General features: G+C 71.6%; 12 protein-coding genes. 2 read left to right on the top strand and 10 right to left on the bottom strand.

Annotated features, from left to right (window positions below):
* Positions 1-203 precede the first annotated feature (203 nt).
* The 6 genes from A6A25_RS22270 to A6A25_RS22245 all read right to left on the bottom strand — a co-directional run bounded on the left by A6A25_RS22270 (position 204) and on the right by A6A25_RS22245 (position 6,203).
* Entirely contained in the window at positions 204-821 is a 618-nt protein-coding gene (locus tag A6A25_RS22270) for a hypothetical protein (protein WP_073892918.1), read from the bottom strand.
* A complete protein-coding gene (locus A6A25_RS22265) occupies positions 818-2,437 on the bottom strand; it encodes a vWA domain-containing protein (RefSeq protein ID WP_073892916.1) in 1,620 nt (539 codons plus the stop codon). Before A6A25_RS22265 ends, A6A25_RS22270 begins: the two co-directional genes overlap by 4 nt.
* A complete protein-coding gene (locus A6A25_RS22260) occupies positions 2,434-3,585 on the bottom strand; it encodes a toxic anion resistance protein (RefSeq protein WP_073892914.1) in 1,152 nt (383 codons plus the stop codon). The genes A6A25_RS22265 and A6A25_RS22260 overlap by 4 nt, the downstream gene beginning before the upstream one ends.
* Positions 3,585-4,661 (bottom strand): hypothetical protein, encoded by a 1,077-nt coding sequence (locus tag A6A25_RS22255; RefSeq protein ID WP_073892913.1) that lies wholly within the window; start codon positions 4,659-4,661, stop codon positions 3,585-3,587. Before A6A25_RS22255 ends, A6A25_RS22260 begins: the two co-directional genes overlap by 1 nt.
* A 72-nt stretch (positions 4,662-4,733) precedes the next feature.
* Positions 4,734-5,924, bottom strand: coding sequence for an MFS transporter (locus A6A25_RS22250; protein WP_073892911.1), 1,191 nt, complete (start codon positions 5,922-5,924; stop codon positions 4,734-4,736).
* A 132-nt stretch (positions 5,925-6,056) separates the two neighbouring features.
* Complete coding sequence (locus tag A6A25_RS22245; RefSeq protein WP_073892909.1) at positions 6,057-6,203, bottom strand: DUF1059 domain-containing protein; 147 nt, start codon at positions 6,201-6,203, stop codon at positions 6,057-6,059.
* Positions 6,204-6,244: 41 nt separating this feature from the next.
* On the opposite strand from A6A25_RS22245, the gene A6A25_RS22240 reads away from it, so the two are divergent.
* Positions 6,245-6,580 carry a MarR family winged helix-turn-helix transcriptional regulator gene (locus A6A25_RS22240; RefSeq protein ID WP_241828844.1) on the top strand — a complete coding sequence of 112 codons (336 nt, stop codon included), beginning with the start codon at positions 6,245-6,247 and terminating at the stop codon, positions 6,578-6,580.
* A gap of 1 nt (position 6,581) precedes the next feature.
* Here the strand turns inward: A6A25_RS22240 and A6A25_RS22235 are convergent, their stop codons facing one another.
* From A6A25_RS22235 to A6A25_RS22225, 3 genes are all read right to left on the bottom strand, one after another.
* Positions 6,582-9,320 (bottom strand): discoidin domain-containing protein, encoded by a 2,739-nt coding sequence (locus A6A25_RS22235; protein ID WP_073892908.1) that lies wholly within the window; start codon positions 9,318-9,320, stop codon positions 6,582-6,584.
* 220 nt (positions 9,321-9,540) lie between these two features.
* A complete protein-coding gene (locus A6A25_RS22230; RefSeq protein ID WP_073892905.1) occupies positions 9,541-9,999 on the bottom strand; it encodes a pyridoxamine 5'-phosphate oxidase family protein in 459 nt (152 codons plus the stop codon).
* Between the two features lie 4 nt (positions 10,000-10,003).
* Entirely contained in the window at positions 10,004-12,064 is a 2,061-nt protein-coding gene (locus tag A6A25_RS22225) for a diguanylate cyclase (protein WP_083668553.1), read from the bottom strand.
* Positions 12,065-12,335: 271 nt separating this feature from the next.
* Here A6A25_RS22225 and A6A25_RS22220 point away from each other — a divergent pair, with 271 nt between their 5' ends.
* Positions 12,336-12,992, top strand: a complete 657-nt coding sequence (locus A6A25_RS22220) for a transcriptional regulator (RefSeq protein WP_073892903.1) — start codon at positions 12,336-12,338, stop codon at positions 12,990-12,992.
* Positions 12,993-13,173: 181 nt separating this feature from the next.
* On the opposite strand, the gene A6A25_RS22215 is transcribed toward A6A25_RS22220, so the two are convergent.
* Complete coding sequence (locus A6A25_RS22215; RefSeq protein ID WP_143193332.1) at positions 13,174-15,318, bottom strand: putative bifunctional diguanylate cyclase/phosphodiesterase; 2,145 nt, start codon at positions 15,316-15,318, stop codon at positions 13,174-13,176.
* Positions 15,319-15,466 lie beyond the last annotated feature (148 nt).

Genomic DNA, 15,466 nt, shown 5'->3' with positions numbered 1-15,466 from the left:
CCGCTACTTCACTGGGACCTCGCGCCGCCCTTGACACGTGTGGTAACCCGGAGGGAGGTCGGTGGGATGACACGGAGTCCGGGACCACCAACCCAACGGGAGTTCCCAACGGAACAAGGGAAGGACGGAACCGGGGGATGTCATCCTGCTGATCTGCCCGTCCGGCGAGGACGCTTTTCAAAGCTCTTCAAAGCTTTCAAGGCCTATGAGCTCGACTCACCCGAGTCACGGTCACGATCACGATCCCGCAGGTAACGGGTGTGGTCGGCCTGCTGGTTGACGTCGGCCGCGTACACGCGTTCGGCCAACCGGTGGGCCTCGGCCTCCAGCAGCTCAAGCTGGGTCACCAGCTCATCACCCGGACTCGGCTCCCCACCCGCCCGCTGCTTCACCGCGAACCACCACGGCAGGTTCAAGTACGTCTGCACCGACAACGGCAGGTCGGTGCGCGCCAACCGCACCACGGTGTGCCGAAGGTCCGGGTTGGCGGCCAGCGCGTCGTGCCGCGCGAGCAAATCACCCAGAACCGCGCCGATCCGGCCCACGGCGGCGACAGCAGGCTCAGGCATCCGGGACGCTTGCGCGCCCACTTCCCGCACCAGGCCGTCCAGCTCCGCGCGCAGCCGACCGGCCTCGGTGACGGCGTCCACCGGCACCAGCCGGACCTTCTCCGGCGGCGCGAGCAGCGCACCCACCGCGTACAGCCCGGCCACCACCAACGGCCAGATCCCGCCGACCACGCCGGTCAGGTGCAGCAGCACGCCGACGAGACCGCCGACGCAGCCGACGAGGTTCTTGGTCGAGCCCAGGTAGCGGATCATTGGTAGCCGCGGATCTCCTGGAACACCTGGCCGAGCGCGGCGGAGCGGGCGTCGAACACCCGGCCGCCGGTCATCGTGGCGACCTGGCTCAGCTCGGCACTGCTGCCCTCGCCGAACAGCACCGTGAACACCGGCACCTGCCGCACGGACGCGGGCACCGAGCCGAACGCCGCCTGGAACTCGGCCAGGCCCGTGCCGTTCGCGTTCTCGCCGTCGGTCATCAGCACGATCGACGTGAACCGGTCCGGGTCGGCCGCGACCAGCGGCTCCATCACCTCGTACGCACGTGACAGGCTGTCGTAGATGGCCGTGCCGCCGCCTTCGGTCAGCCCTTCGGCGTACGCCTTGATCTCCGCGAGCTGGGCCGACGGGTCGCCCTCGGGCAGGGTGAACGTCCGCGGCGTGCCGGGCCCGGTGTTGAACGGCAGCATGGTCACCTCCTCCCGGCTGCGGAACCGGCGGAACCGGCCGGTGAGCGTGTCGTCGGCGCCGGTCAGGCCGACCAGCGCGGACCGCAGCGACGCGATCCGGTCGCCCGCCATCGAGCCGGACGTGTCGAGCACGTACAGCGTGCGCGACGGTCGCCGGATCTCGTTGAAGTAGGCCGAGAGCAGGGCGTCGACCGAGTCGCGCGCGGCCGGGAACGGCAGCTCGACCAGGTCGCGCACGGTGAAGCGGGAGTCCAGGTCGACGCCGGGCACGACCGGCCGCCGGTGCGTGGTCTCCATGATCTTGCGCTGCACGTCGGGCGTGCGCAGGTGGTCGGTGAGGCGCTGGTGGGCGTCACGCGCGTCGTCACCGGAGTCGGCGAGCAGGGTCAGCGGGTAGTCCGCGGTGACCACGCCGTCGTCGGGGTAGACCAGCGTGAGCGGTTCGGGCAGGTCCTTGGACGCGTTCAGGGACGACAACACGGACTCGTAGTTGATCAGTCCGTCGACCCGCGCGCCCGGGTCGTGGCCGGTCGCGCGGCGCAGGTAGGCCTCCGACAGCCAGCCCGACGACCCGGCGGACAGCGACTGCGCGGCGAAGAAGCTCTTCAGCCGGGGCGTCACCGCCGCGATCTGGCCCGCGTCCACGGCGTTGCCCGCGCCGGCCAACGCCGAAGCCACGCCCACCAGGGCGGAGAAGCCGGAGTTCGACGCCGACGGGTCGGTCATGCCGTAGCTGAACGCCTTGCGCCCGGCCTGCTCGGCGATCTCGCCCCAGCCGACCCGCCGGTCCTCCCACCCCAACCGCCGCGCCGACGAGGCCGACAGGCCGAGCACCACCGGCGAACTCATGATCTTGACCTGGTTGCCGAGCCGCTTCGCCGCCTCCGGGATGCCCGCCGGGTAGCGGTTGGAGGAGAACCAGACGGCGTCGTACTTGCCGTCGACCTCGCCCTTCGCCAACGCCTCGGCGCCTTCCAGCGTGCCGGTGAAGGTGAACTTCACCTCGACACCGGTCGCCTTCGCCGCCTCGTCCAGCACCGGCTGCAGGTCGGCCAGCTCACTGCCCGCGAGCACCCGCAGCACACCGGGTTCCGCCGGGCCCGCGGGCTGTGCCGGGTCGGGCTCGGCGCTGCCGGTGCACCCCGCGACCACCAGCACCGCGGCGAGCACGAACGCTGTTCTCATCGGTCCCCCTCGACCGCCGCCGCGTCGTGCGAACGGCGCAAGTGCTCTTCGGCGCGACGGATCTCCCCCGACAGCGACTCCACCGTGGCGGCCATCGTGCGCACCGCGTCCGCCCGGTAGCCGTCGACCGCGTCGATCGCCGCGTAGATCCGGTCGAACGACGCGCGGATCGTCTCCACCGCCACCGCCGGGTCGCTGCTCGCCCGGCGAATCTCCGCGCTCTGCAGGTCGAGCAGCTCGGTGTTGGCGCGGATCAGGCCGTCCGTGGTGGCCTGCAGGGCGGCGACCTCGTCCAACACGTCCCGCTGGCTCGCCAGCGCGCCGCTGACCAGCAGGGCGATCCGCAACGCGGCCACGGTCGTGGTGACCGCGCGCTCCACGCCCCGGATCAGCTCGTCGTTGTTGCGCCGCACCAGGTCCAGCGCCAGGTAGCCCTGCGCGCTGACGGCGAGCTGCGTCAGCAGGTCCTGGTGCCGTTGCCGGATGGGGTGCAGCACGTCCGCGCGCAGCGCCTGCGCCCGTGCCGGGTCGGTCAGGTCGAAGATCCCGGCCTGCCGGTCGATCGCCGCGTCCACCGCCTCGGCGAACGCGGCGGCCTCGGCCAGCTTGCCCATGGCCCGCCACAGCCGCTCCCGCTCGCCCTTGATGGCGGCGTTGTCGCGGCGCAGCCCGTCCTGCCGGTGGCGCAGGTCCGCCACCAGCGCGTTCACCGGCTCGCCCGCGGCGCGGTAGCGGTCCAGCGCCTTCTTGGCGGCGTTCGCGGCGGGGAAGACCTTGAGCAGCTTGCGGCCGGTGATCGGCAGCTTCGACGGGTCCAGCTCGGCGACGGTGCGGCGCAGCCCGGACAGCGACGTGGTGACGTGCACCTGCGGCGAGTCGTCGCGCAGGGCGCGGGCCGAGCGGTCCAGCATCGTGCCCGCCACGCCCGCCGCCGCGCGCATGTCGGCCTCGCCGACCGCGAGCACGTCGTCCAGCACCGCGGTGAACTCCGGTGACCGGACGTCCAGCGCCTGGAGGCGTTCGGCGAACCGCTCGGCACGGCGCCCGACGTCGGCGCGCACGTCGTCGCCGAGCGCGATCAGCCCGGCCGCGCGCTCGACCGGGACCGGCGTCACGGGTTCCGGCGGGGTGAGGGTGAACTCGTCCATCACGGCGCGACCGCGTCGAGCAGGCGTTCCAGGGTCTCGAACGACGGCGGCTCGACCGCGTCCACCAGGTCCGCAGGCGCTTTGTCACCCACCACGTCGGCGAACACGCGCGGATCGGAGGTGCGGAAGCCGAACGTGGCCGCGAGCTTGGTCAGCTCCGGGTCCGTGCTCAGCAGCCGACCCACCTGGTCACCCTGGTCCGACAGCGGGACCAGCGTGTGCTTGGAGTAGACCGTCGGCGCGAGGTAGAGCAGGCGCATGTCGGCGCGGATCGAGCCGTCGGCGCGCAACACCCGGTCGAGGTACTGGGACTCGTAGATCAGCGCCAGCGGCGTCTTGCCCATGCCGGCCGCGAGGTAGTCCTCGAACGGGCCCTCGGTGCTGTTCTGCGTGTAGCCCTGGTCGCGGAACAACCGGGCGACGTCGGGCAGCACGGTCGCCTCCTGCTCCGGCGTGGCGACCACGGTGTTGCCGTTGGCCACGAACGACATGATCGACAGGTACATCGCGGCGGAGTTCGACTCGGCCGGGTTGGTCGTGGTGACCAGGATGTTCTTGCGGGCCGGGTAGGCGGTGTTGCCGGGCAGCTGGTCCCAGCGCGTGCCCGCCTTGGTCAGCTCCAGGTACTTGGCCACGTCGAGCACCTGGTAGTCGCCCACGCCCTTGGTCACCACACCGGCGGCTTCGAGCAACTTCACGATCGGCTCGAACGTCGCCACGGCCATCGGCGACTGGAACGGCGTGTGCGCGGCGGTCGTCTTGCGGTCGCGCTGGATCCGCTGCGCGGCGGGCGAAGACGACGGGAACGCGAACGCGTACTTGCCGAGGTCGACGGAGGTGGCGATCTGCCGGGAACCGGCCGTGTCCACCTCGACCGTCAAGCCGTGCTTCGCGAACGCGTCGACCACCCGCCGGTCGCTGAAGAAGGCCAGCTTCTCCGACCCGATGACCCCGCGCACGGTGGTCGGCTCGCCCCGCGCGCCACCTTCCGCGTCATCCGAACGGCCCCACACGACCACCGCCACGACGGCGGCCAACAACACCACGGCCAAGCCGATGGACAACCGGCGCTTCACTTGACCCGCTCACCCCCGTGTTCGAGCCTGATCATCTCGTTCGCTCGCCTCGTTTGACGCGCGAACCGGCGATCACCGGGCGAACGGTTGGTGAACGGAAGGTGTAGATGTCGCGTACACCGCAGCGATCACGGTGACCGCACACGCGGCGTACGCGGTCGTGCGCGCGGAGGTGAGTTCGGCGAGCGCCGGCCCCACCAGGGCACCGACGAACGTCGCCGCCGCCTCACCGGTGAACAGCACCGCGCTGACCCGCCCGAGCACCTCGCCGGGCGTCACCCGCTGCAGGGCGGTCTGCGTGACGACGAGGGCTGCCGAACCCGCCGCCCCGATCACCACCGCGGCGGGCAGCGCCCAGGTCAACGTCGTGGAGCTGAACAGCAGCACGAACCCGACGGCCGTCACGGCGAGTGCGGCCGCCAGCAACGGCCCCGCACGCAGGCGGTCGACCAGGAACCGGGCCGCCGGTGCGCCGAGCAGGAACCCGACGCCGAGCCCGGACATCACCAGCCCGACCGCCGCCGTGCCGCCGAACGCGGTCAGCCCGAACGGCACCAGCAGGGCGCTGAGCGAGGCGTTCGCGGCCAGGAAGACGGTGCTGACCACGAGGAGCACCGAGGCCGTCCGGTCCGAGCGGAGGAACGCGAACCCTTCCGCCAGTTCCCGGCCCACGCCCCGCCTGCCCCCGGTCGACGGGTGCCGCGACAGCAGCGCGAGCAGCACGGCCGAGACGAGGTAGCTCGCCACGTCCGCCAGCACCAGGACGTGGAAGCCCACCAAGGCCATCAAGGCGGCACCCAGCGGCGCGCCGACCAGCCGGGCCACGCCGTCGGTGACGGAGTTGAGGGCGTTGGCGCCGCTCAACGCCGTGCCGGTGCCGACCACGACCGGCGTGTGCGCCTGCGCGGCCGGTCGGAACACCACGGTGCCCGTGCTCTCGACGACCAGCGCGAGGTAGACCAGCCACAGGTCACCGGGGTCGCGGGCGAGCAGCAGCAGGGCGACGGCGGCGGCCCGCAGCACGTCCGCCGCGATCATCAGCCGCCGCCGGTCCCACCGGTCGACCACCACCCCGGCGAACGGCCTGAGCAGCACGACCGGCAGGAACTCCGCCGCCAACGCCGCGCCCGCCGCCATCACCGAGCCGGTCAGCTGGAAGACGTGCGCGGGCACCGCCACCACGAGCAGCCAGGTGCCGAACGCGCTGACCGCCCGTGCCGCCCACAGCAGCCGGAAATCACCCACGCGCAACGCGTTCAGCACATGCCCTCCGTGCCGCGGGCGGACGCACGGTGGCTCGTCGTGCCCGCCCTCACCGCGGGCTCGCCGACGCGTTTCCGCTCGTCACCGGGCACCCGGACCGGTGACATCCCCCATCGTGCCGACCGAGGTCGGTCAGTAGGCCATGAACAGGATCTCGTCGCGCGAGTAGTCGTGGCCCGGGTGGTTCTCCTTGAGGTGCTGCTGGGTCTTGGCCACCAGGTCGTCCTCGTCCTGACCCGTGATGTGCTCGCCACAGGGGCAGGTGATGTTCCGCTTCATCGCAATCCTCCGCTGGTGATCTCTCCCCACCGACTCTACTGGTGGCGACGACGTTGTCGACCGGACGAGTGACGGAGGAGGGCACCCGGGCCACCGACCTGGCCCGCCGGTCGGGCCAGCACAAGCAGGTCGTCGGCAAGGTGCTGGACGAACTGGAGGCGCTCGGGTACGTCACCCGGCAGCCGGACCCCGACGACCGGCGCGCCAAGCTCGTCGTGCCCACCGCGCGCGGGCTGGCCCAGATGAGCCGGTCGGACGAGATCGTGGCCGCCATCGAGCCCCGGCACGCCGAACGCGTCGGTGAGGACGCGTTCGGCGAGTTCAAGCGGGTGTTCCGGCGGGTCGCGGAGGACCAGCGGTCCTGGCGCGACGGGTGAGTCAGGCCGTGTACGCCTCGAACTCCGCGAGCTGGGCGGCGGGCCAGCCCGTGTTGCCGGTGACGGTCAGCCGCAGGTAGCGGTGGTCGGCCGAGACCGGGATGGTGACCTGGTTGCCGGACGCCGGGTCGAACCGGAACCCGGTCGACGCCACCAGCTGGCTGTAGGTGACGCCGTCCGTGCTGCCGGACACGGACAACGTCTGCGTCCGGGCGGCCCAGGCGGTGGCCGGCGGCAGCTTCAGCACGAGCCGGTTCACCGCGATCCGGCTGCCCAGGTCGACCGTGAACGTCTGCGGGAACGCGTTGTTCGGGCTCTCCCAGTAGGTGTTGGCGTCACCGTCCACCGCGTTGCCGGCGGGGAAGCCGCCGTTGGCCGAGGCTTGGACCGGCTTGCCGCGGGCCACGTTGCCTTGCGGCGGCGGTGAAGTGGTCGTCGTACTCGTCGTGCCGTAGACCTCCAGCTCGGCCACCTGCGCGGCCGGCCAGGCGGTGTTACCGGTGACCGTCAGCCGCAGGTGGCGGTGGGTTCCGGACACCGGGATGGTGACCTGGTTGCCGGACGCGGGGTCGAACCGGAACCCGGCCGACGCCACCACCGGGCTGTAGGTGGCGCCATCCGTGCTGCCCGACACGCTCAGCGTCTGCGTGCGCGCCTCCCACGCGGCGGGCGGCGGGAGCTTCAGCACCAGGCGGCCGAGGTTCTCCGACCGTCCCAGGTCGACGGTCAGCGACTGCGGGAACTGGTTGTTCGCGCTCTCCCAGTAGGTGTTCGCGTCACCGTCCACCGCGTGGGTCGCCGGGAAGCCGCCGTTCGCCGTGGAGGCGCTGACCGCCTTGCCCCGCGCCAGGTTGCCAGTCGGCGGAACAGTGGTCGTGGTGGTCGTGGTGGTGGTCGGAGGGTTGGTCGGATCGGTGTAGATCGGGTCCGGCCACGGGCCGCAGTACGACGGGCCGTCCCAGCCGGAGTTGCCCGCGCCCCTGGTGATCTGGAACGCGTTCTCGCCCAGGCAGCTGTAGATGCCCGCCCGGCCGAGGCCCGTGGCCGTGACGTTGGTGAACGACGCCGCGCCCGGCGACTGGAGCTGGACGCCGAACGTGCCCGCGCCGTTGATCCGCACACCGTTGAAGTGGACGTTGGTGATCGTGCCGCTGATGAACTGGATGGCCTCGTAGTTGCTGTCGATCAGATCGGTGTCGGTGACGTCGATCCGGCCGTTCATCGCGCCGTCCCGGGCGTCGAACCACAGCGCGCCGACGCCGAACTGCCAGTTCGAGTCGAGCACGCCCGCGCGCAGCGTGGTGTTCTTCGACAGGGTGGTCGTGCCGGACAGGGGCACCGCGGAGAAGCGGTTGCCGACGTGCAGGCCGCCGCCCTGGTCCTGGGTGTCGGCCACGACGTTCTCGGTGACCACGTTGTCCCGGCCGCCGTAGATCGCGATGCCGTTGGCCTTCATCGGCACGACCACCGTGTTGCGGCGGATCGTGTTGCCGTGGTCGGCCTGGTGCTCCGACCAGAACGCGATGCCGTCGTCGCTGATGTTGCGGAACAGGTTGTGCTCGATGAGCACGTCGCTGATGCCGCGGTGCAGGTTCATGCCGTCGGCGAGTTGGTCGACCACCTTGTTGTCGCGGATGGTCAGGCCGGAGAACGGGCCGTCCAGCCACAGGCCGACCTTGGTGTGCTGCAGGAACATCCCGGAGATCACCGAGCCGCCGCCCAGCGCGCCGCCGATGGCGTTGGTCTGGTCGCAGTCGACCCGGTTGGTGACCTCTCCGATGATCGCGAAGTCGTGCAGGCCGACCCGGGTGCTCACGCCGGAGTTGCCGCCCTGGCCGCAGCTCGACGGCTCGCCCAGGCCGTAGAAGCCGACCCGGTCGCCGGTGACCACGCTGTGCCAGTGGCCCGCGCCGCGCACGGTGACCTGGTCGACGGTGATGTGCTTGGTCACGGTGAACCGGCCGGCCGGGATCCACACCTCGCGGCCGGAGGCCTTGGCGGCGGCGACCGCGGCGTCGAACGCGACGCTGTCGTTCGTGCCGTCGTTCGGGGTGGCGCCGTGCTCGGTGACGGAGACGGAGTTCGCGGGCCGGGTGGCCGGTGGCGCGACGAGTTCGAAGTCGGCCAGGTCGATCGTGTAGGACGGCGCGGTGTCGCCCGCGTCGACCTGGAGCTTCACCTTGGCGCCCGCGGGCAGCGTGCGGGGGAACAGGGCGCGGGTGGAGTCGTAGAGGTGGTGCGGTTTGCCCTGGTTCGGGTCGTTGGCGTAGGGGTAGCCGCCGTAGCGCCACGCGTACTTCGAGGTGAGCGTGAGGCTGCCGGTCTTCACGCCGTCGAGGTAGAGCGACAGGGGCGCGGTGATGCCCGCGCCGCCGTTGCCGTCCGGGATGCTGTACCGGACGTCGATCGAGTTCGCGGGCTCGGTGAGGGTGAACTCGACGTACCGGCCCTGACCGGACAGCGTCACGGCGCGGCGGCCGGACGCCTCGCCCTCCAGCGTGCCCTGGCGTCGGCCGGGGCCGATCTTCGTGCCGTTCGTCGCGGCGGCTTCGGCTTCGTGCTCGACGAACGGCACGTCGGCGCCCCGGCCGGGGATCTCGAACGGCGACGTGGCCGCCGCGGCGACTTGGGCGGCGACCTCGTTCGGTGCGACGGCGATCGTGACGGCGGCGAGCAGGGAGGTGGCCACCGCCGCCGCGCCGAGCGCCAGGGGGCGTCGGAGGGTGGGGTCGACTCGCATGGGTTCAGCCCTTCGTTGGACGGGACCTCGCGTGCAGGGGTGTCGCAGGGGTGTGGCGTGGCGCACACCATAAGCAGCACACTCAGCTCACCGCAAGATGTCTACTGAAACACGCAAAAACCTGACGACTGCACGCCAGGAGTCGCTGAATCGACCGCTTGCACTGGGCTTGCGGTAACTTGCGTTGACTTGCGTCGACCGCGCGGTGATCTTGCGGCGGTCAGTAGGTGCCGCTGAGCTTGCGGTGGTCCCAGGAGACGACCGAGGTGGGCGCGAACCGCAGCCCCACCCGCTTCACCGCCTGCGCGGCCACGAACGCGTCCAGTTCCGGCCCGCTGTGCCCGGAGTACCGCGCGGCCACCGCCGCGCCGATGCGCGCGACCTCCGCCTGTTCCTCCACCAGCCGCACGTCGCACTCCATCGTGACGCCGCGCAGCTGGTCGTAGGTCTCCCCCGCCTCCAGCTGCAGCGTGGCCTCCGGCTTGCGGCGCAGGTTCGCCACCTTCTGCGAGGCGCGGTACGTCCAGCCGGCCAGTTCGCCGTCCTCCACCACGAACCACAGCGGCACGAGGTGCGGCCTGCCGTTCGGGCCGATCGTGGCCACCGTGACCACGCGCTGCTCCTCCAGGAACGCGCGCACCTCGTCCGTCGTCATCGTGATCAGGTCCCGGCGCGACATGGCGTCAGGATAGGCGGCTGTCCTCCCGGGACGCCGCCGCGGCCGGTCCGGCGTTCAGGTCGCCGACCGCGCCCTGCTCCAGCAACGCCAGGAACACGTCCACCAGCTCCGGGTCGAACCGCGCGCCCCGTCCGGCCCGCAGTTCGCGCACCGCCTGCTCGTGGGTGAGCGCCCGCCGGTGCGGCCGGTCGGCGCGCATCGCCGCCCACGCGTCGCACACGGACAGGATCCGCGCCTCGATCCGGATGTTGTCGCGGGTCAGGCCGTTCGGGTAGCCGGCGCCGTCCCACCGCTCGTGGTGCTGGCGGATGACCTCGGCCACCTCGCCGTGGTCGGGCAGCACGCTGACCATCCGCGCGCCGCTGTCGGGGTGCTCGTGCAGCAGGTGCCACTGCTGGTCGGTGAGCGGGCCGGACTCGGTGAGCAGGTCGTCGGGGAGCACGATCATGCCGACGTCCAGCAGCCGTCCCGCGCGGTGCGCGTGGCGGATCTCGGCCGGGTCCCGCTTCAGGTGCTCGGCGACGGTGCGCGCCCACTCGGCGATGGCCAGACTGCGCCCGGGACTGGCCACGCGCAGGTCGACCAGGTCCGCGACCTGGTTCAGGTAGTCCACCGCGACGTCCTCCCGGTGTTCGGTGAGCGATGTGCCACCGGCGACCGCCCGGTCCCGACCCAGGTCCTTGGCCAGGTACAGCGCGCGGTCAGCCGCCGACACCAACGCGGACGCCGTGCCGTAGTGCGGCGCGAACGCGGCGGTGCCGGCGGAGAGCGTAACCGTCACCGATCTCCGGCCGCTCACGGCGATCGGGTGGTGGGAGACGCCGTGCCGCAACCGTTCCGCGAGCCGGCCCAGGTTCTCGGCGTCCGCACCGGTCGCGATCAGCGCGAACTCCTCGCCGCCGTACCGGGCGAGTACCCGACCTTGTCCGGCGATCGCGCGCAGCCGTGCGGCCACCTCCACCAGTACCCGGTCGCCCGCCGGGTGGCCGAACCGGTCGTTGATCGACTTGAACCGGTCGACGTCGAGGATCACCACGCCCAGCGGGCTACCGGCCCGCTTGGCACGGGCCACCTCTTCGGCCAGGCGTGCCTCGAAGTAGCGGCGGCTGCGCAACCGCGTGAGGCTGTCGGTGATCGCGAGCCTGCGCTGGTCCACCGCGAGGCCCGCGAGCCGGGTCGCGGTCAACGCGAACAGCACCGCGCAGCCCGCCGCGATCACCGGCACGTCCCGCCGCACGTCCTGCGCGTTCTGCACGAGCAGCAGCGCCGGCCCGATCAACGCACCGCCGGACAGGATCGCCAACCGGGGCCAGCTCAGCCGCAGCGCGGGCACGTCGACCGACTGTGCGATCCGGCCCATCGACGGGTGCAGCGCGCACGCGCCGAGCGCGAGGTTGCCGGTCAGCCAGATCGCGTCCAGGAAGTTGCCCGCCTCGTAGCTGAGGTCAAGGCGCTGCAACACGTACACGGTGTCGGCGGTGAGGATCGCGGCCAGCCACAGGGCCAGCAGCACGAACGACGCGTCACGCCGTCCGCCGCCGAACAACAGCCGCAGCGAGACCAGCAGCAGCACCAAGTCCATCAGCGGGTAGGCCAGCGACACCATCTCGACCAGCAGCGGTGTGCCGAGGCGGGTCTGCGGGCCGATCACGAACACCCACGACAGCAGGCCCGCGACCACGGTGAGCGAGACGGCGTCGAGCAGGCTGGGCAGGTCGCGGTCGGAGCGGCGCTGCCGGATGAGCATGAGCAGGCCGACCACGACGAGCGGGTAGTGACCGAGGTAGAACGCGTCGGCGACGGCCGGGTAGCGCAGGTCCAGCAGCACGTAGTGCGAGATGTAGAACGTGGCGTCGGCCAGGGCGTACACGAGCTGGCTCAGGCCGAGCACGAGCCACGGCGCGCGGGGCTCGGGCCGGTTGCGCCGCACCCCCCACCACACGGCGAAGGCGGCGGACGTGCTCACCGCGCAGTAGACGACCACGCGGAGCGGAATCGTGCCGACGAAGATGGGCAACGCGTAGTAGACCGCGACCGATAACAGGCCGAAAGCCAGGTAACCCATCCACAACTGATGTTGTTCTCGGATCGGGATTCCGCGGTTTTCGACCGACGTGACTCCGGCGACGCGCAATCCCGGCACTCCCCACTGAGGCAACGCGGACGTTCGACAAGGCGGAGGCTATGAGACCGGCAAAGAGGAGTCCGCGTCAATCCCTGTTGCCGAGTCTTCATCGACACCAACCGGTGTGCGCGTGGTGTCGACCGGCTCTATAGAGTGCTTATTGTCACGCCGCCGTCGCCGTGGACGGGCGGTGCCCGGACGAGGGGGAACGATGGCGAAGGACGCGAAAGACCTGTTGGAGCGGGTGCGCGAGGAGCTGAAGGGCGACGGTGGGTCGAACCGGTTGGTGCCGTTGATCGCGTCCGGCGAGGCGTCGGCGGAGGCGTTGAAGGCGCTGGCGGCCGAAGAGCACCGCATCGTGCAGAGCGATTGGCGAGCTTTCCTCACCTTGGCCGCGCAGTCGCCGTTGCCCGCGCAGCGGGAGTTCTTCGCGACCGTCGCGGGCGGTGAGGGGTTGGCGTTGGCCAAACTGGCCGATTTCGCGGCCGCGTGCGGCCTGACCCCGGACGACGTGGCCGCGTACCGACCGTTGCCGGGGTGCCAGGCATATCCGTCGTACGTGGCCAGGCTGGCGTTGGACGGCAATCCCCACGACGCTCTCCTCGCGATTCTGGCGAACTTCGCGGAATGGGGCGGCTATTGCGCCACGATCGCCGCCGCGCTGCGTGAGCACTACGGTTTCGACGACGCCGGCTGCGCCTTCTTCGACTTCTTCGCCGAACCCGCGCCCGACCTGGACGCCCTGAGCCTGCGCGCGCTGGCCGACGTCCTCGACACGGGCTGGGACCCCACCGGCGCCATGCCCGCCGCCCGCCTCCTCCACTCCTACGAACTGATGTTCTGGAACACCCTCGCCGACCTCCCCTGACCCCGCGTGAGTCGAACGCTCGGGTCCCGCGTGTCGAACCTCCAGGACCACCGTGTCGAACCTTCCGAACCCCTGAGTTCTACGTTCAGGTACCCCGGACGGTTCACCGCGAGGGTCCTGAATGGTGAACTCGGGGGTCCTGAGCGTTCGACACGCGGGACCTGGGCGTTCGACTCGCCGGTCAGTGGGGGACCGAGGGTTGGGCGGTCCAGTTCTCGGCCAGGTCGGGGCGGCCGAAGAGGTAGCCCTGGGCGTAGGCGCAGCCGGCGTTGCGCAGCCAGTCGGCCTGGGCCTGGGTCTCGATGCCCTCGGCGACGGTGTGGGCGCCCAGGACGTCCGCCAGGTCGATGATGCACCGCACGACGCCCGCGGTGCGGCTGGTCTCGGACAGGGCGCCGGTGAACGAACGGTCGATCTTCACCACGTCGAACGGGTAGCGCTGCAGGTAGCTCAACGACGAGTAGCCGGTGCCGAAGTCGTCCAACGCCACCCGCACCCCGGTCTCCCGCACCTCCATCAGCCCGCGCATCGCGGCACCGTCGGCCCACACCGACTCGGTCACCTCGATCGTCAACCGCTCCGGCGGCAGCCCGGTGGTCTTCAGCACCCGGTCCAGCGACGGCAGGAACCCGGGCGCGGACAGCTGCCGGGTGGACACGTTCACCGTCACCCCGAGCTCGCGACCCTGCTCACGCCACCGCATCGCCTGCTCGCACGCACCGGCCAGCACCTTGTTGCCCAGCGGCACGATCAGCCCGGTCTCCTCCGCCAGCCCGATGAACTCGCCCGGCCCGAGCAGCCCGTGCCCTGGCCGCTGCCACCGCACCAACGCCTCCGCACCCGCCGCCGCCGACGTCGCCAGGTCCACGATCGGCTGGTAGTGCAGCACCAACTGCCCGTCGGACACGGCCGTGCGCAGGTCGGCCTTGTCGCGCTGCCGGGCCAGCACCCGCTCACCCATCTCGGGCCGGAACAGCCGGATCCGCCCGCCGCCCTCGCGCTTGGCCACGTACATCGCGGTGTCCGCGTCACGCAGCAGGTCCGCCGTCCCGACCCCCGGCGACGACACCGCGATGCCGACGCTGGCCCGGATCACCGTCTCGTGCCCCAACCCGGTCAACGGCCGCGCCAGCTCCGACAGGATCCGGGTGGCCAGCCGCGCCGACTCGCGCACGTCGTGACCGGGCGCGAGCACCGCGAACTCGTCGCCACCGAGCCGCGCCGCCGGGGCCACCGGTCCCACGGCCCGGCTGATCCGCTCGGCCGCCGACACCAGGTACCAGTCGCCCGCCTGGTGCCCCTCGGCGTCGTTGACCTCCTTGAACCCGTCGAGGTCGATCACCAGCAGGCCCACCGCCTCACCGGCCAGCAACGCCTCGTCCACCTGGTGCAGGAAGTGCGCGCGCCCGGCGAGCCCGGTCAGCTCGTCCCGCTCGGCACGGGCGCGCAACGCGTCCTCCAGCTCCCGGCGCTTGCTCACGTCCAGCGCGGTGACCAGCGTGTGCTGCCCGGAGACGTCCTGGACCGGCACCGCGTGCACCGCCAGCACGCCGGCCGAGCCGTCCGGGCGGGTGACGCGGACCTCCACCGCGTCGTCCGCCGAACGGCAGCCGCGCGTGCAGGCGGTGATGTCCGGACCGTGCGGGCACGGCACCCGCCCCGGCTGCCGCTCGGGCCACGCCAGCAGCTCACGCGCCCGGTCGTTGTGCAGGCGGGTCGCGCCTTCGGCGTCGAGCAGCACGTGCCCGACCGGACTGGCCCGCACCACCGCCTCGACGGTGCGGTGCGCGTCCTGCACCAGCCGCGCCGAGCGCACCGTCTCGTGCAGCGCCATCGCCACGACACCCAGACCCACCAACGGCATGGCCACGGAGGCGATCACCGGGCCCGTCACCGCGGCCGAGCCGACCGAGATCCACGCCGTGAACCCGGTCAGGAAGCCGAGCAGCGCGGGCATGGCACGCAGCGGGAACCGCTCGTGCCGCCCGCCGCGCAGCGCACGCCGCACCGTGACCGCGAACACGAAGCCGAGGGCCGGTTGTGGGGTGGGCAGCACGAACATCGCGCCGTGCACGACCGCGCATTCCACCAGCGCCACCAACCACGTGTCCCGCTTGGGCCACAGTACCCAGGACAGCAGCACGGACGACACCAGCGCGGCGAGCACCAGGCGACCCGGCCCGAGCCCGATCAGGAGCAGTTGGACGAGGAACGCGACCGAGCTGATCCAGGAGTACGCGTCGGTGAGCAGCCTGATCCAGCGCAACGTGGGACGACCGGGTGACGAGAGCGGGTCGTCCACCACGGTGCGGGTTGGACGTGCCACGCCCGGTTACCCCCAAGTCAAGCGGCGGTCGGCTGAACACCCTCGCGGAAGATCGAACTATCCATATCGGTGTTCGCGTTCTCAACCGCCATTCGGGTGAGTCCACAGTGGTCCGGAGCCCGTGGGGCGAGCGTGGCGCGGTGAAGGC

The organism is Saccharothrix sp. CB00851 (assembly GCF_001905065.1).
GTDB lineage: Bacteria > Actinomycetota > Actinomycetes > Mycobacteriales > Pseudonocardiaceae > Actinosynnema.
This window is presented reverse-complemented; position numbering and strand designations above follow the sequence as displayed.